Source organism: Serratia quinivorans, from assembly GCF_052113645.1.
Classification (GTDB): Bacteria; Pseudomonadota; Gammaproteobacteria; order Enterobacterales; family Enterobacteriaceae; genus Serratia; species Serratia quinivorans_B.
On the sequence record NZ_JBIEIU010000001.1, the window covers coordinates 981,843 to 1,001,005 of the forward strand.

Annotated in this window: 15 protein-coding genes; 9 read left to right on the forward strand and 6 right to left on the reverse strand. The window is 55.9% G+C overall.

Features of this window, described 5'->3' with window-relative positions:
- Nucleotides 1-14: 14 nt before the first annotated feature.
- Both ACGS9J_RS04510 and yieE read right to left on the reverse strand, forming a co-directional pair.
- Nucleotides 15-1,493, reverse strand: a complete 1,479-nt coding sequence (locus ACGS9J_RS04510) for an amino acid permease (protein ID WP_442229834.1) — start codon at nt 1,491-1,493, stop codon at nt 15-17.
- 200 nt (nt 1,494-1,693) lie between these two features.
- A complete protein-coding gene (yieE, locus tag ACGS9J_RS04515) occupies nt 1,694-2,566 on the reverse strand; it encodes a DNA-binding transcriptional regulator YeiE (RefSeq protein ID WP_442229835.1) in 873 nt (290 codons plus the stop codon).
- A gap of 270 nt (nt 2,567-2,836) precedes the next feature.
- Between yieE and ACGS9J_RS04520 the strand changes: the two genes are divergently transcribed.
- The 3 genes from ACGS9J_RS04520 to nfo all read left to right on the forward strand — a co-directional run bounded on the left by ACGS9J_RS04520 (nt 2,837) and on the right by nfo (nt 6,899).
- On the forward strand, nt 2,837-4,729 hold the full coding sequence (locus ACGS9J_RS04520) for an acyltransferase family protein (RefSeq protein WP_442229836.1): 1,893 nt from the start codon (nt 2,837-2,839) through the stop codon (nt 4,727-4,729).
- Nucleotides 4,730-4,877: 148 nt separating this feature from the next.
- Nucleotides 4,878-5,957 carry a YeiH family protein gene (locus ACGS9J_RS04525; protein ID WP_442229837.1) on the forward strand — a complete coding sequence of 360 codons (1,080 nt, stop codon included), beginning with the start codon at nt 4,878-4,880 and terminating at the stop codon, nt 5,955-5,957.
- 102 nt (nt 5,958-6,059) lie between these two features.
- Entirely contained in the window at nt 6,060-6,899 is an 840-nt protein-coding gene (gene nfo / locus ACGS9J_RS04530; protein WP_044552515.1) for a deoxyribonuclease IV, read from the forward strand.
- 54 nt (nt 6,900-6,953) lie between these two features.
- On the opposite strand, the gene fruA is transcribed toward nfo, so the two are convergent.
- Genes fruA through fruB form a run of 3 tightly spaced genes read right to left on the reverse strand, consistent with a single transcriptional unit; the run spans nt 6,954 to nt 10,728 of the window.
- Nucleotides 6,954-8,645 carry a PTS fructose transporter subunit IIBC gene (fruA, locus tag ACGS9J_RS04535; RefSeq protein ID WP_442229838.1) on the reverse strand — a complete coding sequence of 564 codons (1,692 nt, stop codon included), beginning with the start codon at nt 8,643-8,645 and terminating at the stop codon, nt 6,954-6,956.
- A gap of 11 nt (nt 8,646-8,656) precedes the next feature.
- Nucleotides 8,657-9,598 carry a 1-phosphofructokinase gene (gene fruK / locus ACGS9J_RS04540; protein ID WP_044552518.1) on the reverse strand — a complete coding sequence of 314 codons (942 nt, stop codon included), beginning with the start codon at nt 9,596-9,598 and terminating at the stop codon, nt 8,657-8,659.
- Nucleotides 9,595-10,728: a fused PTS fructose transporter subunit IIA/HPr protein gene (gene fruB, locus ACGS9J_RS04545; RefSeq protein WP_442229839.1), complete on the reverse strand. Its 1,134-nt coding sequence runs from the start codon at nt 10,726-10,728 to the stop codon at nt 9,595-9,597. Before fruB ends, fruK begins: the two co-directional genes overlap by 4 nt.
- Nucleotides 10,729-10,975: 247 nt before the next feature.
- Here fruB and ACGS9J_RS04550 point away from each other — a divergent pair, with 247 nt between their 5' ends.
- The 4 genes from ACGS9J_RS04550 to ACGS9J_RS04565 all read left to right on the forward strand — a co-directional run bounded on the left by ACGS9J_RS04550 (nt 10,976) and on the right by ACGS9J_RS04565 (nt 16,668).
- Nucleotides 10,976-11,398: a nucleotide triphosphate diphosphatase NUDT15 gene (locus tag ACGS9J_RS04550; RefSeq protein WP_442229840.1), complete on the forward strand. Its 423-nt coding sequence runs from the start codon at nt 10,976-10,978 to the stop codon at nt 11,396-11,398.
- A 259-nt stretch (nt 11,399-11,657) separates the two neighbouring features.
- A complete protein-coding gene (locus tag ACGS9J_RS04555; protein WP_442229841.1) occupies nt 11,658-12,818 on the forward strand; it encodes a NapC/NirT family cytochrome c in 1,161 nt (386 codons plus the stop codon).
- A 12-nt stretch (nt 12,819-12,830) separates the two neighbouring features.
- On the forward strand, nt 12,831-15,311 hold the full coding sequence (gene torA, locus ACGS9J_RS04560; protein ID WP_442229842.1) for a trimethylamine-N-oxide reductase TorA: 2,481 nt from the start codon (nt 12,831-12,833) through the stop codon (nt 15,309-15,311).
- A 178-nt stretch (nt 15,312-15,489) separates the two neighbouring features.
- Entirely contained in the window at nt 15,490-16,668 is a 1,179-nt protein-coding gene (locus ACGS9J_RS04565) for a sugar efflux transporter (RefSeq protein ID WP_442229843.1), read from the forward strand.
- A gap of 6 nt (nt 16,669-16,674) precedes the next feature.
- Here ACGS9J_RS04565 and ACGS9J_RS04570 read toward each other — a convergent pair whose 3' ends face one another.
- Complete coding sequence (locus tag ACGS9J_RS04570) at nt 16,675-16,929, reverse strand: YkgJ family cysteine cluster protein (RefSeq protein ID WP_004947052.1); 255 nt, start codon at nt 16,927-16,929, stop codon at nt 16,675-16,677.
- Between the two features lie 283 nt (nt 16,930-17,212).
- Between ACGS9J_RS04570 and mtr the strand changes: the two genes are divergently transcribed.
- Nucleotides 17,213-18,457: a tryptophan permease gene (gene mtr, locus ACGS9J_RS04575; protein ID WP_442229844.1), complete on the forward strand. Its 1,245-nt coding sequence runs from the start codon at nt 17,213-17,215 to the stop codon at nt 18,455-18,457.
- A 130-nt stretch (nt 18,458-18,587) separates the two neighbouring features.
- Nucleotides 18,588-19,160 carry an elongation factor P-like protein YeiP gene (gene yeiP, locus ACGS9J_RS04580; protein WP_129936521.1) on the forward strand — a complete coding sequence of 191 codons (573 nt, stop codon included), beginning with the start codon at nt 18,588-18,590 and terminating at the stop codon, nt 19,158-19,160.
- Nucleotides 19,161-19,163 lie beyond the last annotated feature (3 nt).

A 19,163-nucleotide genomic window follows, 5' to 3' on the forward strand; every position in this document is an offset into this window, starting at 1 on the left:
TTCATAGCAAGACGTTACTTCACGTCCATTTTCGGGAATTCCATTTCGCTGTACTTCACCACACGGGTGCCGCGCGTCAGCTTGTAACCGAACCAAATGATCAGGAACAACGGAATGCCGATATAGGTCGCGGTCACGCCGTACCAGTCGATCCGGTCTTGCAGGAACGCCTGATAGTTCTGGCCCAGCGTGATGATCAGGCACAGCACAAAGGCAAAGATCGGGCCTATCGGGAAGAAGCCGGAACGGTACGGCAAATCGTTCAGATCACGCCCCTGGATCATATAGCCGCGACGGAAGCGGTAATGACTGATGGCGATCCCCAACCAGGCGATAAAGCCGGTCATGCCCGAGGTATTCAACAGCCACAGATAAACCGACTGGTTGCCGAACATCGAGCTCAGGAAGCACAGGCCCGCGACCACGGTAGTGGCGTACAGCGCGTTGCGTGGTACCCCGCCCTTCGACAGCTTGGCGAAGATACGCGGCGCTTTACCTTCCGATGCCAGAGTAAACAGCATACGGGTGGACGCGTACATGCCGGAATTACCCGCAGACAATACCGCCGTCAGGATCACCGCATTCATCACCGCCGCCGCCGACAGCAAACCGGCATGCTGGAAGACCAGCGTGAACGGACTGACGCTGATGTCTTTCACATCATTGCGCAGCAGGCTCGGATCGGTGTAAGGAATGATCAGGCTGATAATCAGGATCGCGAAAATATAGAACAGCAGGATACGCCAGAACACCTGACGCACGGCGCGTGGGATATTCTTGCCTGGGTTTTCCGACTCACCGGCGGCGATACCGATAAGCTCGGTCCCCTGGAACGAGAAGCCGACGATCATCGCCACGCCTATCATCGCCGAGAACCCTCCGGCAAACGGCGCGTCACCGATGGTCCAGTTTTGCCACCCCGCGTGCTCGCCCCCTTTGAGGATGCCGAAAATCATCAGCACGCCGATACCGATAAAGATAATGACGGTGGTCACTTTGATCAGCGAGAACCAGTATTCCGCTTCGCCGAAGCCTTTAACCGAAATGTAGTTCAGCAGGAACATCAGGCACAGGAACAATGCGCTCCAGATCCAGCCTGGGGTGTCCGGGAACCAGTAAGTCATGACCAACTGCGAGGCCACCAGGTCAACGGCGATGGTCACTGCCCAGTTGTACCAGTAGTTCCAGCCCAGCGCGAAGCCAAAACCTTCTTCTACGTATTTGGCGCCGTAGGTGGAAAAGGAACCGGACACCGGCATAAAGGCCGCCAGTTCGCCCAGGCTGGTCATCAGGAAGTAAACCATCAGCCCGATCAAGGCATAAGACAGCAGCGCCCCGCCCGGGCCTGCCTGCGAAACCGTGGCTCCAGAAGCGACAAACAGACCCGTGCCGATAGAACCACCGATAGCAATCATGGTTAAGTGCCGCGCCTTCAGCTCGCGGCGCAATCCGGGTGCTTGTTGCCCCGATGTTTTTATATCCTGCTGAGCCATTCTTACCCTATCTGCTGGTCAAAAAAAATAAGGGCGGATTGTAACAAATACCCGCCGGCGAACTAGTAACATTGCACTGATATAAGATAGCTTCATAATTCAGGGCTAATTATTAGCAACGGGCCTCAAGGCCTTACTTACTGTCATTAATGTGACAGAGAGCAGATTTTTATGCTTCGTTTCTGCTTACCGAGGCCTTTTTAGGGCTGAAGGGTGCAATAGCTGAGAAAACGCTGCAGAGCATTGGAGATATGCTTCTGCCGATGGTGGATCAGGTACAGGGTGCGCATTAAAGGTGGCAACGGCAGCTTCAGCTCCACCAGCACACCGCTGGCCAACTGTTCGCCGATCACCCTTCGCGACAGGCAACTGATGCCAATACCGTGGCGAACCGCATGTTTTATCGCTTCGGAATTCCCCAGCTCCATCACCAGTTGAAAGTGCGGCAGGTGTGCCAACAGCAGGTGATCCAGCACCTCACGCGTGCCCGAACCACGCTCCCGCAGGATCCACGGCGCATTCGCCAGCATCTCCAACGTCAGCGGTTGACCCGCCAGCGGATTGTCCGGCGCGGCGAACACCACCAGCTCATCCTCCAGCCACGGCTGGGTGACCAGCTCCGGCATATGACAGGGCCCCTCGATCAGGCCCAGATCGACGCGGAAATCCGCAACCGCCACGATCACATCCTGGCTGTTGCCCACGTTAAGCTCCAGCGGCGTGGCGGGAAAGTCCTGCCGGTAGTGGGCGATCATTTCCGGCAACATATAGTTGCCAATGGTGCTGCTGGCCGCGATGCGCAACGCGCCACCGTCATGGCGGAACAACTGTTCAATCTCCCCGGCCTGCTCCAGCAACGCCAGCGCCTTCGGGTACAACAACCGTCCATGCTCATTGATAACCAAACGCTTACCGACGCGATCGAACAATTGCACGCCCAACTGCCCTTCCAGGTCAGCCAGCGCCGCGCTGACCGCCGATTGCGATAACGCCAGAACTACCGAGGCTTGCGTGGTCGAACCGCTTTTAAGCACTTCGGTAAAAACTTCCAATTGACGTAAGGTGATATGCATAGTGTCTCAGTATTGAAATTTCGAACATTTTCTTTGATAGATTATAACCCTTAATCTCTTCTTAAACCCGTCAGAAAACCTTAGTCATCGTAGAGATGCCAGATAGAAAACACGGTTGGCCCGCGACTTCTTAACCAACATTGCCGTTAACGATATTGAGTAAAATCTTATTTTTACATCTGATGGAGTATTCCGAAGAAACATTCTTAAAAATCTATAAACAATTTGTCTATACTGCCATTTCGAATTGCTTACAAATTGGGTGAAATTGTGAAGTATAGAGCAGATATCGACGGATTACGGGCGCTCGCCGTTCTGCCGGTCATCGCGTACCACATGGGCTTTGGCGGCATTCCTGGCGGTTTTACCGGTGTCGATATATTCTTTGTTATTTCTGGTTATTTAATTTCAGGGATAATATTCCAAGAATATATTAAAGGGGAGTTCTCTTATATTGAATTTTATAAACGCCGCAGTTTAAGGATTCTTCCCCCTTTATTTATTGTGCTACTTACAACACTCGCTATTGGATACCATATACTTCTCCCCGTACAGGTTGCCGAATTAGGGAAAAGTGCATTAGCTACAACATTATTCTCTTCCAACTTTTTCTTTTTTAGCCAAACCGGGTATTTTGATGGTCCTGCAGAACTGAAACCACTGTTGCATACTTGGTCGCTGGCAGTAGAAGAGCAATTTTATATTATTTTCCCTATTATTCTTTTTACCGCATTAAAATTCTTCCGAAATAGAATAACACTGATCATCACATTGATTATCGCCGGTTCATTTTTGCTCAGTCTTGCTGGATTGAAATACCAACCGAGCATGACATTCTATATGTTGCCAACCCGAGCTTGGGAACTGGCTATAGGGGCATTATTGGCGGTAAGTGGTATGGAGCATTCGTCGTCCCTAAAAGGAAAGACTACCCGCCACATCTTAAGTCTGTTAGGGTTAGCGCTGATTGTCTTCGGGTTTGTCTGGTTAGATACCACCAAGAAGTTCCCTTCCTATAATGCGCTTTACCCTTGCGTTGGCACCTTCTTGATTATCTTTTCCGGCCGTGATGCTATCGTCAACAAAATACTAGCACTTAAACCCATCGTATATATCGGCATGATTTCATATTGCCTGTACCTTTGGCATTGGCCGATCATTGTTTACTCCAACCTGCTGCTTGACATCAACCTGTGGCAGAAGAGTCTATTGGTTATTTCCCTAACCTTTACTCTAGCAATTGCTTCGCGCTATTTAATCGAAATACCGTTCAGATATAAACTAAAAAATATTTCATCAAAAAACATTGTTACGGCTTCCGCCTTCAGTGTTGTACTCGCTGCTTCAATGACCGCATTTATTGGATATGTAAAGAATGACAATGGAAGTTTTTCTTCAGAATCATTAAAGATCGCTGACTACATCCACTATCATGGTTCAAAAGAATACAATTTCCAGTATCGTTCTGGCGAGTGTTTTATTAACGGTAATATAGGTGAAGATAGTGTCTACGATAAGAAAAACTGCCTGAAGATTTCTGAAACACAGAAAAATGTTGTGTTGATTGGCGACAGCCACGGTGCTCATCTTTGGCGTGCTATCAGCCTGGCTGCAGGAAAAAACGTGAATCTGATGCAGGCAACCGCGTCAGGCTGCAAACCGGTAATAGCGCAAAAAACAAACAACCACTGTACTGACCTGATAAACTACGTGTATGAAGATTTTATACCCAATAATAAGATAGATGGTGTCATAATTTCAGCTCGCTGGAGTGAATCTGATATAAATCAGCTAATTAAGACCATAGCCTATCTTCGTAAGTATACAAAAAACTTTTACGTATTGGGACCAACGGTTGAATACAAGGGGCCATTGCCGGAATTGTTGGCTTATCAGGAAAATGGCGATCCTGCATTGGCAAGTCGCTCTATCGTCAATGGGCGAAAAGTTATAGACAGCGAATTGAAAACGCTGACGACGTCCATGGCGGTAAACTACATTTCGGTTTACGATTTGATTTGTCCAGCAGGTCATTGCCTAGAAATAACCGACAGTGGCGAACCTACAGCCTTTGATTACGGCCACTTTACCCTAAGCGGGGCGAACTACGTCGCGAAAGGTATCGTCACCCAACTCAATGACAATCACTTCTTTTTTCAATAGATAACCCATCCAATCTAAGGGTACACATCTTGTGTGCCCTTCGTCTGATACCACTTATTCAGATAGGTTATAAATATATAATCAATTTCTCTTTTATACCGCAATAACCTAGTCTTTGGCTCAAGAATTTGATGACAAGGGCTGACTTATGGCGACCAATACCACACATACTTTTCCATCGCGGCAATTCCCGCTGTTCGGCGTGCCACGTCTGGTGCCGGGCCTGCTGCTGACCGGGGCGCTCACCGCTCTGGCCGTTTGGGTGGGGGATATTCCCTGGGTTGCCGGACTGGGGCTGGGTGCGCTGACGCTGGCTATTTTGCTCGGTATTTTGGTGGGCAATACGCTGTACCCCTGGCTGCAACCGAGCTGCCATGACGGCGTTCAGCTCGCCAAGCAACGCCTGCTGCGCCTGGGCATTATCCTTTACGGTTTTCGTTTGACGTTTCAGCAGATTGCCGACGTGGGGGCCACCGGTATCATCATTGATGCGCTGACCCTGAGCACCACCTTCCTGCTGGCCTGCTGGCTGGGCAAAAAAGTGTTCGGCATCGACAGCCATACCGCGATGCTGATCGGTGCCGGCAGCAGCATTTGCGGCGCGGCGGCAGTAATGGCCACCGAACCGGTGCTGAAAGCCGATGCCAACAAAGTGGCCGTGGCGGTCAGCACCGTGGTGGTGTTCGGTACGCTGGCGATTTTCGCCTATCCATGGCTGTATCAGTTGAACGAGCATTTCCAATGGTTGCCGTTTAATCAGGAAACCTTCGGTATCTTTACCGGTTCAACCATCCACGAAGTGGCGCAGGTCGTCGCGGCCGGTCATGCCATCGGACCGGATGCTGAGAACGCCGCGGTCATCACCAAAATGATCCGCGTCATGATGCTGGCTCCCTTCCTGGTGCTGCTCTCCGGCTATATCAGCCGCAGCCGGAATGCTGACAGCAAGGCGGAAAAATCGGCCATCACCATTCCGTGGTTTGCCGTGCTGTTTATCGCCGTCGCCGGGCTGAACTCATTCGACCTGATCCCGGCGACGCTGGTCAAACACCTGATTACCGCCGACACCTGGATGCTGGCGATGGCCATGGCGGCGCTGGGGTTGACCACTCACATTAGCGCGGTGCGCCAGGCGGGGGTAAAACCGATTATTCTGGCCAGCCTGCTGTTCGTCTGGCTGATTGCCGGCGGTGGCGCCATTAACCTGCTGGTGCAGCATTTCCTCTGATTCACTTCTCTTTGGCCCGCGATTGCGGGCCAGCGCTTTTCCTGCCATTCAATCCTTCCGCTATCAATGCCATAATGACGCCGATTACACAGGAGAATGAAAATGAAGTTTGTCGGTGCACATGTCAGCGCGTCAGGCGGCGTGGATCAGGCGGTTATCCGCGCGCATGAATTAGAGGCGACCGCATTCGCCCTGTTCACTAAAAACCAGCGTCAATGGAAGGCCGCTCCGCTGCCGGCCGACGTGATCGATAAGTTTAAAAGCGCCTGTGCGCAGTATGGCTACGGCCCAGGACAGATCCTGCCGCACGACAGCTACCTGATTAACCTTGGCCATCCGGTGACCGAAGCGTTGGAAAAATCCCGTGAAGCCTTTCTTGATGAAATGCAACGCTGCGAACAGTTGGGGCTAACGCTGCTGAATTTCCACCCTGGCAGCCACCTGCTGCAGATTGAGGAAGACAAGTGCCTGGCGCGCATCGCCGAATCCATCAACATGGTGCTGGACAAGACTGAAGGCGTGACGGCGGTTATCGAAAACACCGCCGGTCAGGGCAGCAATCTGGGCTTCAAGTTTGAACATTTGGCGGCGATCATCGACGGCGTGGAAGACAAGAGCCGCGTCGGCGTTTGCATTGATACCTGCCACGCCTTTGCCGCCGGTTACGATCTGCGTACCGAAGAAACCTGCGAGCAGACTTTTAAGGCGCTCGGCGACATCGTGGGGTTCAAGTACCTGCGCGGCATGCACCTGAACGACGCCAAAAGCGAGTTCGGTAGCCGTGTCGACCGCCACCACAGTCTGGGCGAAGGCAATATCGGTAAAACGGTGTTCAGCTATATCATGCGCGACGATCGTTTCGACAATATCCCGCTGATTCTGGAAACGGTGAACCCGGATATCTGGGCGGAAGAGATTGCCTGGCTGAAAGCTCAGCAGTAATGGTCAGATAAAAAAACCGGAGCCTGGGCTCCGGTTTTTTATTGCCTGCGCGAGTTAAGCTACCGTCGCAGCGGGGACTTCAGCACGTTTCAGCAGCGCGTAAGACACGCCCGCCAACAGCGTACCGGCGACAATCGCCACCAGATACAACAGTACCGGTGTGATGGCGCCCGGGATCAGCAGCACAAACAGCCCACCGTGCGGTGCCATCAGCTTGGCGCCGAACGCCATGGACAGTGCCCCGGTCAGTGCGCCACCGGCGATGCAGCATGGCAGCACACGCATCGGGTCACGGGCGGCGAACGGAATGGCACCTTCAGAGATAAAGCACAGGCCCAATACCAGCGCCGCTTTGCCACCTTCCTGCTCGGACTTCTCGAACTTGCGACGCGCCAGCAATGTTGCCAGCCCCATCGCCAGCGGTGGCACCATGCCGGCCGCCATAATGGCCGCCATCGGGGCATACACCGAGGAGCTCAGCAGCGCCACGCCAAAGGCGTAGGCCGCCTTGTTGACCGGGCCACCCATGTCGGTACACATCATGGCGCCGAGGATGGCACCCAGCAGCACCGCGTTGGCGGTACCCAATGATTGCAGCCAGTGAGTCAGGCCTTCCATAATTTTCGCCACCGGCGTACCGACGACGAAAATCATGATCAAACCGACAATCAGGCTGGCGACCAGTGGAATGATCAGGATCGGCTTCAGCGCTTCCATACTCTGCGGCAGGCGCAGTTTGGTGCTGATAAATTTAGCGACATAACCCGCCAGGAAACCGGCAATGATACCGCCGAGGAAACCGGCTCCGGTGCTGACCGCCAGCATGCCGCCAATCAACCCCGGCGTCAGGCCCGGACGGTCAGCAATCGAGAAGGCGATAAAACCGGCCAGTACCGGCACCATCAGCGCAAACGCCGAGCCGCCACCAATCTGCATCAATGCCGCGGCCAGCGTGCCCTTGACTTCGAATGCCTTGATGCCGAATACGAACGACAGCGCGATACACAAGCCCCCCGCCACCACCATCGGCAGCATGTAAGATACGCCGGTCAACAGGTGACGATACGGGCCGGCACTCTCTTTCTTCTTGCCGGCGGTGGCTGGCGCACCGCTTTTCTGCGGTTGGAAAATTTCGGCTTCGGCCTGTGCCTTGTCCAGTTCCTGCGCTGTTTTTTTCAGCGCCAGACCGGTCGAGGTGCGGTACATCGGCTTGCCGGCGAACTTGTCCAGATCCACTTCAATGTCCGCCGCCACGATCACCAGATCGGCCGCCGCCACTTCTTCTGGCGTAATGGCATTACCGGCGCCGACGGAGCCGCGGGTTTCAACTTTCACCCACCAGCCACGTTTTTTGGCTTCGCTCTCGATGGCCTCTGCCGCCATAAAGGTATGTGCCACGCCGGTTGGGCAAGCGGTGATCGCCACAATACGTTTTTGAGCGGCGGCTTTTACCGGTTCGACGACTGCCGCAGCCGGTGCCTGCCAGGCTTTCGCCTCGGCAATGGCCTGCGCCAGGAAGGCTTCCGGCTCACGCACCGCATGCTCCACGTCGCCCACATAAACCCGTTTGCCGTTCAGCGCGGCGTCAGCCGGTGCAGTTTGCCCCGCCACCACCACCAGTTCAGCTTCGGCCGGTGACTCAACCAGCGTCAGGCCGGTTTTCGCCGCAGCCGCACCGAGCATGCGTTTCGCCAGGTGGCCACGCGCCTGCCCCAGCGAACTGTCTATCATCAGCAGTGTTTTCATTCTGCCTCCTGCTATTGATTAAAAGGTTTCAGATCGACACGCGCCATCATCGCGGCCAACTGTGGACGGTCGGTCACGCCAACGTTGCTCTGGCTAACCGCCAGCGCAGCCACGGCGGTGGCCAAACGCAAGGTATGTTCACTGGATTCGCGCATCAGCAGGCCATAAATCAGCCCGCCGACCATCGAGTCGCCGGCCCCTACGGTGCTGACCACTTCGCAGGCCGGTGGCTTGGCAATCCAGGCGCCGGAAGCATTGACCCACAACGCACCTTCGGCACCGAGTGAAATCACCACGTGGGCAATGCCCTGATCGCGCAAGGCATGCGCGGCCTCGACCACATCCGCCAACTGCGGCAATGGACGGCCCGCCCAGATTTCCAGCTCACGGCGGTTCGGTTTCACTAACCAGGGTGCCGCTTTCAAGCCGGCAACCAGGGCTTCGCGACTGCTGTCGAAAATGATGCACGGGCACTGGGCGCGCAAACGGATCATCCAGTCGGTAAAAGCGTCAGGATCGACGCCGGCCGGCAGGCTGCCGCTCACCGCGACCATATCGAACTGACCCAGCCAGCTCAGGGAGTCGGTCACGAAACGTTCCCAATCCTGCCCGTTTACCTCGAAACCGGAGAAGTTGAAATCGGTGACTTCACCGTCTTTTTCCGTCAGTTTGACGTTAATGCGGGTACGCCCCGGCACTACCTGAAAACGGTTGGCAATGCCCAGATCGCTGAACAGCAGTTGGAAGCCGTCCTGATTGTCTTTCCCCAGGAAACCGCCCACCGTCACATCAATCCCCAAATCCTTCAGCACCTTGGCGACGTTAATGCCTTTTCCAGCGGCGTGCAGGCCGGCGGTTTTGACCAGGTTCACTTCACCACGCTCGATCTCCGGGCAAAAGCCCACCAGATCGTAAGCCGGATTCAGGGTAATGGTTGCTACTCTTCTGCTCATGCTGCGCCCTCGCCCAGTCCTTCGTTAATTGCGTCACCGATCGCCTTCAGCGCCGTTTCAGCATCTTCACCTTTGGCGGTAAAGCGCAGGTGATGTCCTTTCTTCACGCCCAACGCCACCACCTTCATCAGGCTGCGTCCGTTGGCCGGTTTGCCACTGCCGTCCAGGTTAGTGACGGTGATTTCACTGCTGAACTGCTTGATCACATTGACCAGCGCCGTGCCCGGACGGGCGTGCAGGCCATGTTCGTTGCGGATCACATACTCGGCGCTCAGCGTGGTGTCTTCTTCTGCTACCTCGCTGGTCAGCAACGCCAACAGGGTGACGGCATCCGCGTTCAGCAAACGTTCAGCTTTATTCGCCAACAGCAGGTCGCCGAGGTAGTTCAGCACCGCCAGCGGTTGTTGATCGGCCACGGACAGCGTCAGCAACAGCGCAACCTGCTCGCCCTCTTCGTCAAACGCCTGTGCCGGGCGGCTCACCGTAGCCGCGCTGGCCAAGTTGCCTTCGGTGCTGTCGCTCAGCCAAATACCCTGCCCCAGATTCAGTGGCTTACGGGTAATCACGTCGCTGACGAACTGGGCGTTGACCGCCCCTATTTTCTGCAAACGGCCTGCATTCAGCGCCTGTAAGGTCATCAGGCTGTCAGCGGCCACGTCGAGCGCAATCAAGGAAGCGTCAAACTTGAATTCCGCCGTCAGCTTTTCGCCCATCAGCAAACTGCGCAGCTCTTCCGCAGAGGTGGTTTTCGCCAGCTGTTCGGCTACGCTGTCGTCGCTCAGGACGTGGGTCAGTTGGCGCAGTAGCGCCAGGTGTTCATCGGATCGTGCGGCGATGCCGATCACCACGTAGGCGGTTTGGCCTTCGCCCCACTCGATGCCCTGCGGGAACTGGAACACCTGTACGCCGGTGTTCAGCACCAGATCGCGGGTGTCGGTAGTGCCATGCGGAATGGCGATACCGTTCCCCAGGTAAGTGGAGGTTTGCAGCTCACGCTGCAACATGCCGTCCACATAGGCGGCGCTGACGCAGCCGGCCTCGGTCAGTGCGGCAGCCACCTGGCGGATGGCTTCCTGCTTGCTGCCTGCGGTGGCACCCAGGTGAATATCTTGCTGTGACAACTGGAACATGATTCTCCTCTCCTGCTGAATTGAATCGTTTCAGCTTCATTGAGAAAAAGGAGCGCTATCGGCACGGAATCATCACGCCCATAACGCTGAAACGTTTCAAGGAGTGTGTGAGCAGCCTCGGGCGAAAGCAAGTTTTCTCAATTTTGATGTGATAGATTTTTGACCTTACGCACACTTTTCCCGAAGGGTTACCCGTCGCCGCACGAAAATGACATACTGTGCTGAAACTTTGCTGACGGAGATAAGCATGACTGTAGTTGCGGGCGTAGGTGTCATTATCGTGAATCAACAAGGGGAAATATTGCTGGGAAAACGCTGCGGGCAGCACGCCCCTTTCTGGTCGATTCCCGGCGGGCATCTGGATGCCGGCGAAACCTTTGAACAGTGCGCACAGCGTGAGATCGCCGAAGAAACCGGGTTGATCATCGCAGCACCGAGTTTTATAGGTATCAGCAACAATTTGCAAACCTGGCGCGCCGAGGGCAAACATACGGTTTCGGTGTGTTTGCTGACCCAGCATCCTGGTGGCGACGCCGAGTTGAAAGAGCCGGAAAAATGTGCCGAATGGCGCTGGTGCCTGCCGGATGCGTTACCGGAGCCGCATTTTGAAGCTAGCCGCAACGCCATCCATCTTTGGTTGACGGGGCAAACTTACCTGCCAGCGAAGTAGCTGTTTTCAATCACGTTTTCCCTATCCTGTCCGTGATCTTGCTCATAGACTGATAAATCCACATGAAAAATACGTTATATAACGCAGAATATAACGCTGCGAAAACCCTCGAAAGGCCGTTTTTCCTCTCAAAATAACCCTATAGTATTAGATGACTTTGCCAATAGTACCTATACTTCCTCAGGTATGTCGGCGCTCGGCCGGCACTTTTTTTTGGCAAGGTTTTCCTTGGTATTTCATAATTATAAACGGATTCAATATGACCAATAAACTCACAGGCTTGATAAAAAAGCACCGCTGGGGATGGCTGTGGATTTTGCTGCTCGGAATTATCCTCGGAGCAGCACTATTGGCGGGTACCGCCACCGTATTCCATAAAACCAGCGACACCGCGTTCTGCGTTTCCTGTCACACCATGCAACAGCCCCTGGCCGAATATCAGGGCAGCGTTCACTTCCAAAACACCAAGGGTATTCGCGCTGAATGTGCCGACTGCCACGTCCCGCACGAACCTCTCGATTACCTGTGGACCAAAATCCGCGCGGTCAAAGACATTTATGGCGAGATGGTGGGCACCATAGATACCCCTGAAAAATACGAGGCGCACAAGCTGGCGATGGCGCAGTCGGTTTGGAAAACGCTAAAAGAAAACGACTCCGCGACCTGCCGCTCCTGCCACAGCTTTGATGCCATGGACATCACCGCCCAGCGACCTGAGGCGCGTATCCAGCATCCGGTGGCGATCAAACAGGGTGAAACCTGTATCGACTGCCATAAAGGGGTGGCGCATATTCTGCCGGACATGAGCGGTGCAGCCCAGGCCGGTGCCGCCGAACTGGCGAAAGCCGCCGCGGAAACCTCACCAACCGCCACCACGCTGTACACCATTGCCACGGAACCCTTCTTCCTCAAACCGGACGACAGCCACAATGCCGGTAACCTGATGCCATCCACCGAAGTGCAGGTGGTGAAACAGGAAGGCGACAAAGTGCTGGCCAACGTCACCGGCTGGCAGCAGGACGGCGTCAGTGAAGTGTTCTACGCCGCACAGGGCAAACGTATCCTCAGCGTGCTGCTGGGTGAAGACGCCCGCAAACTGCTGAAAACCGGCAACACCATGACCGATGCCGAAACCGGCCTGGTATGGCATCAGGTTTCTCTGCAGGTATGGCTGCCGCGTAAACAACTGATCGACGATCAGCAAAAAATCTGGCGCTATACGGCGGATATGATGTCGGCCAACTGTACCGGTTGCCACGGCCTGACCGCCCTCGATCGCTTCAACGCCAACCAGTGGATCGGCGTAATTAAAGGTATGGCTCCACGCACCTCGCTGACGCAGGAACAACTGCGCGTTCTGACACAGTACGTGCAGAAACACGCCAGTGACATGCAGCCTGCCGCACCAGCCAAGCTTTAAGGGAGAAGCGAAATGAGCAAATATCAACAACAAGCGTTAAAAATGAGCCGCCGCCGCTTCCTGGCCGGCGCAACCGCGCTGGCCGCCGCCCCTCTGCTGGCGGGCCTGTGGCCCAAATCGGCACTGGCCCAGGCCATCAGTCAGGCATTGCCGCAGTTTGTCGTGCTGCGTCAGGCGCAAAAAGGCATTCTGACCGGTGCGCATTGGGGCGCCTTCGAGGCCATAGTGCAGGACGGTAAAATGGTCGGCGTGCAGCCGGTCAAAGACGATCCTTACCCGAACGAACTGATCACCATGGCGCCCTATCAGGTGCATGCCGAAAACCGCATCAAATACCCGATGGTGCGCAAAAGTTGGCTGGAAGGCGGCCCCGGCAGCCATACCGAACTGCGCGGCCGCGACGAATGGGTACGCGTAAGCTGGGAGAAGGCGATTGAGCTGGTGTGCGGCGAAATCACCCGTTTGCAAAAAGATCACGGCCCGCAGTCCATTTATGCCGGTTCCTATGGCTGGAAGAGCGTCGGTATGCTGCATAACAGCCGCACGCTGCTGCAACGCCTGATGAACCTGACCGGCGGTTTCCTCGGTTATGCCGGCGATTACTCCACCGGGGCCGCACAGGTGATCATGTCACACGTGGTGGGCTCCATGGAGGTTTACGAACAGCAGACCGCCTGGCCGAACGTGATCGAAAACAGCCAACTGGTGGTGCTGTGGGGCTGTAACCCGATGATCACGCTGAAAAACAGCTGGAACGTGCCGGACCACTACGGCCAGACGGGCTTTGAGGCGCTGAAGAAGAAAGGCACCCGCGTGATCAGCATCGATCCGGTGCACAACGACAGCGCCAAATTTGTCGATGCGCAGTGGATCGCCCCACGGCCTTATACGGATGGCGCCATGCTGATCGGCATCGCCCACACGCTGTTAACCGAGAAACTGCATAATCCGGATTTCCTGAAAACCTACACCGCCGGTTTCGACAAGTTCCAGGCCTATCTGTTGGGGGAAACCGACGGCACGCCGAAAACCGCCGAATGGGCCGCCGATGTGTGCGGCGTCGATGCCGAGGTGTTGCGCCAGTTAGCGCGCGACATGGCGAAAAACCGCACCATGATCATGGGGGGCTGGGGCATTCAGCGCCAGCACCATGGCGAACAGCAGCACTGGCTGTTGGTCACCGTGGCGGCGATGCTCGGCCAAATTGGCCTGCCGGGCGGCGGCTTCGGCTTCAGTTATCACTATTCCTCCGGCGGCAGTCCGACGGCGAAAGGCGGCATCATTTCCGGCATTTCCGCCGGTAATGCACCGAAGAATTCACCGGCACCGATCCCGGTGGCGCGTATCGCCGAATGTCTGACCAACCCGGGCAAGACGATCAATTTCAACGGCGCACAGGTCACCTATCCCGAGGTGAAAATGGTGTATGTGGCGGGCGGCAACACCTTCCACCAGCATCAGGACACCAACAATCTGGTCAAAGCCTGGCAGCGGCCGGACACCATTGTGGTGAACGAACCTTACTGGACCGCCACCGCCAAGCATGCCGATATCGTTCTACCGGCCACCACCAGCTACGAACGCAACGATCTCGAAATGGGCGGCGACTACTCGCAGTTGTATGTGTTCCCCATGCACCAGTGCGTGCCGCCGCAACATGAGTCGCGCAGCGATTTCGATATTTTCGCGGCCATGGCGACCAAACTGGGGGTTCAGGATGCCTTTACCGAGGGCAAAGATGAAACCCAATGGCTGAAAGGCATGTACGACGACATGAAAACGCAGGCGCGTGGCGCCCGGGTGGCCCTGCCGCCGTTCGACATGTTCTGGCAGTCCAACAACTATGTGCGCTTCCCGGTGCCCGAGGCCAATACCCAATGGGTGCGTTTTGCCGACTATCGCGAAAACCCACTGCTGAATCCATTGGGAACGCCTTCAGGTAAAATCGAGATTTACTCCGACGCCATTGCCAAAATGAAATATCAGGATTGCCCGGGCATTCCGACCTGGATGCCGCCGCATGAATGGTATCGCGGGCCGGAAGCGGTTAAATACCCGCTGTCGCTGAACACCGCGCACCCGATCAATCGCCTGCATTCGCAACTCGACAACACGCCGCTGCGCAAAAAATACGCGGTGGCAGACCGGGAAGCGATTGTGATCCATCCGCAGGACGCCCAATCACGCGGCATTGCCAATGGCGATCTGGTGCGCGCCTTCAACGATCGTGGCCAAATCCTGGTGGGTGCGGTAGTGAGTGAAGATGTGCGCCCTGGCGTGGTACGTATCAGCGAAGGTGCCTGGTTCGATCCGGCCGATCCGTCACAGCCGGGTTCACTGTGCAAGAACGGTAACGTCAATTGCCTGACCTTCGACGTTGGCTCCTCCAGCCTGGCGCAGGGTAACTGCGGGCAAATGGCGCAGTTGCAGATCGAGAAGTATCAGGGTGAGGTGCTGAAAAACACCGCGCACGACGTGCCGGCCGGCGCGTAACGGCAGATCCAAAAGCATCAGGGGCGATGATAATATCGCCCCTTTTTTTGTCCCTGCGCAGGGAAATAATTTCTCTATTAAGCAGGGTGAAACCGGTTTCTGTTTCTTTCTTTTTATTTAAAATAAATGGGCGTATGATGCGCGCGACTCCCTCATTTACGGCTATTTTCTGACCTCTATGCCTACTTCAACTGCGGTAACGCGACGCTCGCCCGATCTCACTTCACTGGCTTTTTTAGTGGTGGCGTTCCTCACCGGGATTGCCGGTGCGCTCCAGACCCCCACTCTGAGCCTGTTCCTGGCGACGGAGGTGAAGGTGCGGCCCTCCATGGTTGGGCTATTTTTCACCGGCAGCGCGCTGATCGGCATCCTGGTCAGCCAGTTTCTCGCCCGCCGCTCCGATCAAAAGGGTGACCGCAAGACGCTGATTTTCCTCTGCTGCATGCTGGGAGCGTTAGGCTGCGCGTTATTCGCCTGGAACCGTAATTATTATCTGTTGTTGGCGGTCGGCGTGATGCTGACCAGTTTCGGCTCCACCGCCAACCCGCAAATGTTCGCCCTGGCACGTGAGCACGCCGATCGCACCGGCCGCGAGGCGGTGATGTTCAGTTCGATCCTGCGGGCGCAGGTTTCTCTTGCCTGGGTTATCGGGCCGCCGATCGCCTTTGCGCTGGCATTGGGATTCGGTTTTAAGGTGATGTATCTGGCCGCCGCCGCGGCGTTTATCCTGTGCGGCGTGCTGGTGTGGAAAATGTTGCCGTCAATGCGCAAAACGCCGGTGGCCGCCAGTACCACGCTGGAGGCGCCGCGACAGAACCGTCGCGATACGCTGCTGCTGTTTCTGGCTTGCACCTTTATGTGGACCGCCAACAGCATGTACCTGATCAATATGCCGCTGTATATGGTGCACGAGCTGCAACTGCCGGAAAGGCTGGCCGGGCTGTTGATGGGCACGGCGGCCGGGCTGGAGATACCGACCATGTTGCTGGCCGGCATGGTGGCGAAGCGCTTCGGCAAACGTTTTTTGATGCGTTGCGCGGTGGCGGCGGGCCTGCTGTTTTACTTCGGCCTGCTGTTTATCACCGGCACCTGGCAATTGATCGCCCTGCAATTGCTCAATGCGGTGTTTATCGGCGTGCTGGCGGGGATCGGCATGCTCTATTTTCAGGATTTGATGCCCGGTCAGGCCGGGGCCGCAACCACTTTGTTTACCAACACCACGCGCGTGGGCTGGATTTTTGCCGGTTCAATCGCCGGGGTGGTGGCGGAAGTCTGGAACTATCACGCGGTGTTTTATTCCGCGTTGGCGATGGTGGTCGGCGCGGTGCTGTGCCTGTGGAAATTGAAAGACGCTTAACACCGATTAGGGTGCCGTATCCGCTTCCAGCTTGATCAGGTAGATCAACGCCTGGTCGCGATGGTCATGGCACATCTCGCGGCTGGCCTGCAGGCTGCCACAGACTTTGGGCCGCAGCGGCGAATGAAACAGACCGCAACGCAGTTGCTCACTCAGATGAATGCAGCGGGTATTGGCGGGCTTGCCATTGGGCATGCCGGGGATCGGGCTGGATATTGAGGGCGCAATACAACAGGCGCCACAGTCGGCACGACAGTCCATCAGCGAGTCTCCCGGTGGGCTGGCGGAATTGAAGCGCGACAATATCAGTCGCGCTCATTTGCCGCCAGCATAATCCGGGTTTGCCCGCGAATCTTTACACCCCGCTGTTTTAGCCGTGAATCGCTCGTTCTCGCACCCGTCCCAAAATTGCCACAAATCCCCCTTCTGCCGCCAATTAATGCATGAATCAAGCGCATTCACGGCTTTACATGCGCCAATCGCACCTGTACCATTGAGCTAGTACAAAAGAACCCACGGCCGATGAGGCCAATCAGGAGCAAAAATGTCCGCGGACACCATCCAGAAGCTTTCCCGCCCTTCAGTCCTTGGCGGCGCGATGATCATTGCAGGCACCGCCGTCGGCGCCGGCATGTTCTCCATTCCCATTGTCACTTCTGGCGTGTGGTTCAGCGGCTCCGTCGCGCTACTGGTTTATACCTGGGCCTGCATGCTGATTTCTGGCCTGATGATCCTGGAAGCCGCGCTGCATTACCCCAGCGGTGCCAGCTTCCACACCATTGTCAAAGATTTGCTTGGCAAAGGCTGGAACGCCATTAACGGCATTTCCATCGCCTTTGTGCTGTATATCCTCACTTACGCCTATATTTCCGCCGGAGGGTCGATCATTGCCCATACGCTGGAAGGCATCGTGGGCGTCGGGCAAACCACCGCCGGATTGGTGTTTGCCGTGGTGGTGGCGTTTATCGTTTGGCTCTCCACCCGCGCCGTTGACCGCCTGAGCACTATCCTGATCGGCGGCATGGTGATCACCTTTGTGATGTCGGTGGGTGATATGTTCACTCACGTACAACCGGCGGTGCTGTTCAACCGTGGCGACGACCAGGCCAGTTACCTGCCTTACGCCCTGGCGGCGCTGCCCTATCTGCTGACGTCCTTTGGTTATCACGGCAACGTGCCGGGGCTGGTGAAGTACTATCACAAAGACAGCGGCGCAGTAGTGCGCAGCCTGGTGTACGGTACCTTGCTGGCACTGGCGATCTATATCCTGTGGCAGTATGTGATCCAGGGCAACATCGCCCGCGACGCCTTTAAGCAGGTGATTGCCGAAGGCGGCAACATCGGCAGTCTGCTCAAGCAGATGGGCAACGTGTCCAGCAGCCAGACCGTCGGTCAGCTCCTGAACGCCTTCTCTTATATGGCGCTGGCGAGCTCGTTCCTCGGGGTGTCGCTGGGCCTGTTCGATTATCTGGCGGACTTCTTCAAATTCAGCGATGACACCGCCGGGCGCAGTAAAACCGCGCTGGTGACCTTCGCGCCACCGACCATAGCCGCCCTGCTGTTCCCGAACGGCTTCCTTTACGCCATCGGCTTCGCCGGTTTGGCCGCCACCGTTTGGGCGGTGATCGTGCCGGCCATGATGGCGCGCGCCAGTCGCCGTCGCTTTGCCGAGGCGCAATATCGCGCTCCCGGTGGCCGCGGCATGATCCTGTTCATCATTCTGTTCGGGGTGGTCAACGCCGTCGCACACGTGTTGGCACTGCTCGGTCTGCTGCCGGTCTTCAACTAATACCTACGGGGATGGCGCCCGCCGTCCCCTCTTTTCTGCCACTGTTTTTGCTCGATCTGCTTGCCTGAAATCAGCCGCGCGAGTAACTTGTCGCAACTTCCCAAAAACTCTTTATTGCAGGTTATTTTATATGGCAAAGGCTAACGAAATTAAGCGTGGCATGGCGATCAGCTACAACGGCAAACTGCTGCTGGTAAAAGACATCGATGTGCAGAGCCCAAGCGCACGCGGTGCCAGCACCTTGTACAAAATGCGCTTCTCTGATGTTCGTACCGGGCTGAAGGTGGAAGAACGTTTCAAGGGCGACGATATTCTGGACACCATTAGCCTGTCCCGCCGCAAGGTGAACTTCTCTTACATCGACGGCGAAGAATACGTGTTCATGGATGACGAGGATTACACCCCGTACATCTTCAAGAAAGACCAGATCGAAGATGAACTGCTGTTTATTCCTGAAGCCGGCCTGCCGGGCATGCAGGTGCTGACCCTGGACGGCCAGGTGCTGGCGCTGGAACTGCCGCAAACCGTGGATATGGAAATTGTCGACACCGCGCCGGGCATCAAAGGTGCCTCCGCCAGTGCCCGCAACAAGCCGGCCACCATGGCGACCGGCCTGACCATTCAGGTGCCGGAATACCTTAGCGCCGGTGACAAGATTCGCATTCATATTGCCGAACGCCGCTATATGAGCCGCGCCGACTAGTCG

What these genes read in the sequence shown, in the direction of transcription:
- ACGS9J_RS04510 (WP_442229834.1), bottom strand. Translation starts at nt 1,493, where the DNA reads ATGGCTCAGCAGGATATAAAAACATCGGGGCAACAAGCACCCGGATTG.
- yieE (WP_442229835.1), bottom strand. Translation starts at nt 2,566, where the DNA reads ATGCATATCACCTTACGTCAATTGGAAGTTTTTACCGAAGTGCTTAAA.
- ACGS9J_RS04525 (WP_442229837.1), top strand. Translation starts at nt 4,878, where the DNA reads ATGGCGACCAATACCACACATACTTTTCCATCGCGGCAATTCCCGCTG.
- nfo (WP_044552515.1), top strand. Translation starts at nt 6,060, where the DNA reads ATGAAGTTTGTCGGTGCACATGTCAGCGCGTCAGGCGGCGTGGATCAG.
- fruA (WP_442229838.1), bottom strand. Translation starts at nt 8,645, where the DNA reads ATGAAAACACTGCTGATGATAGACAGTTCGCTGGGGCAGGCGCGTGGC.
- fruK (WP_044552518.1), bottom strand. Translation starts at nt 9,598, where the DNA reads ATGAGCAGAAGAGTAGCAACCATTACCCTGAATCCGGCTTACGATCTG.
- fruB (WP_442229839.1), bottom strand. Translation starts at nt 10,728, where the DNA reads ATGTTCCAGTTGTCACAGCAAGATATTCACCTGGGTGCCACCGCAGGC.
- ACGS9J_RS04550 (WP_442229840.1), top strand. Translation starts at nt 10,976, where the DNA reads ATGACTGTAGTTGCGGGCGTAGGTGTCATTATCGTGAATCAACAAGGG.
- ACGS9J_RS04555 (WP_442229841.1), top strand. Translation starts at nt 11,658, where the DNA reads ATGACCAATAAACTCACAGGCTTGATAAAAAAGCACCGCTGGGGATGG.
- torA (WP_442229842.1), top strand. Translation starts at nt 12,831, where the DNA reads ATGAGCAAATATCAACAACAAGCGTTAAAAATGAGCCGCCGCCGCTTC.
- ACGS9J_RS04565 (WP_442229843.1), top strand. Translation starts at nt 15,490, where the DNA reads ATGCCTACTTCAACTGCGGTAACGCGACGCTCGCCCGATCTCACTTCA.
- ACGS9J_RS04570 (WP_004947052.1), bottom strand. Translation starts at nt 16,929, where the DNA reads ATGGACTGTCGTGCCGACTGTGGCGCCTGTTGTATTGCGCCCTCAATA.
- mtr (WP_442229844.1), top strand. Translation starts at nt 17,213, where the DNA reads ATGTCCGCGGACACCATCCAGAAGCTTTCCCGCCCTTCAGTCCTTGGC.
- yeiP (WP_129936521.1), top strand. Translation starts at nt 18,588, where the DNA reads ATGGCAAAGGCTAACGAAATTAAGCGTGGCATGGCGATCAGCTACAAC.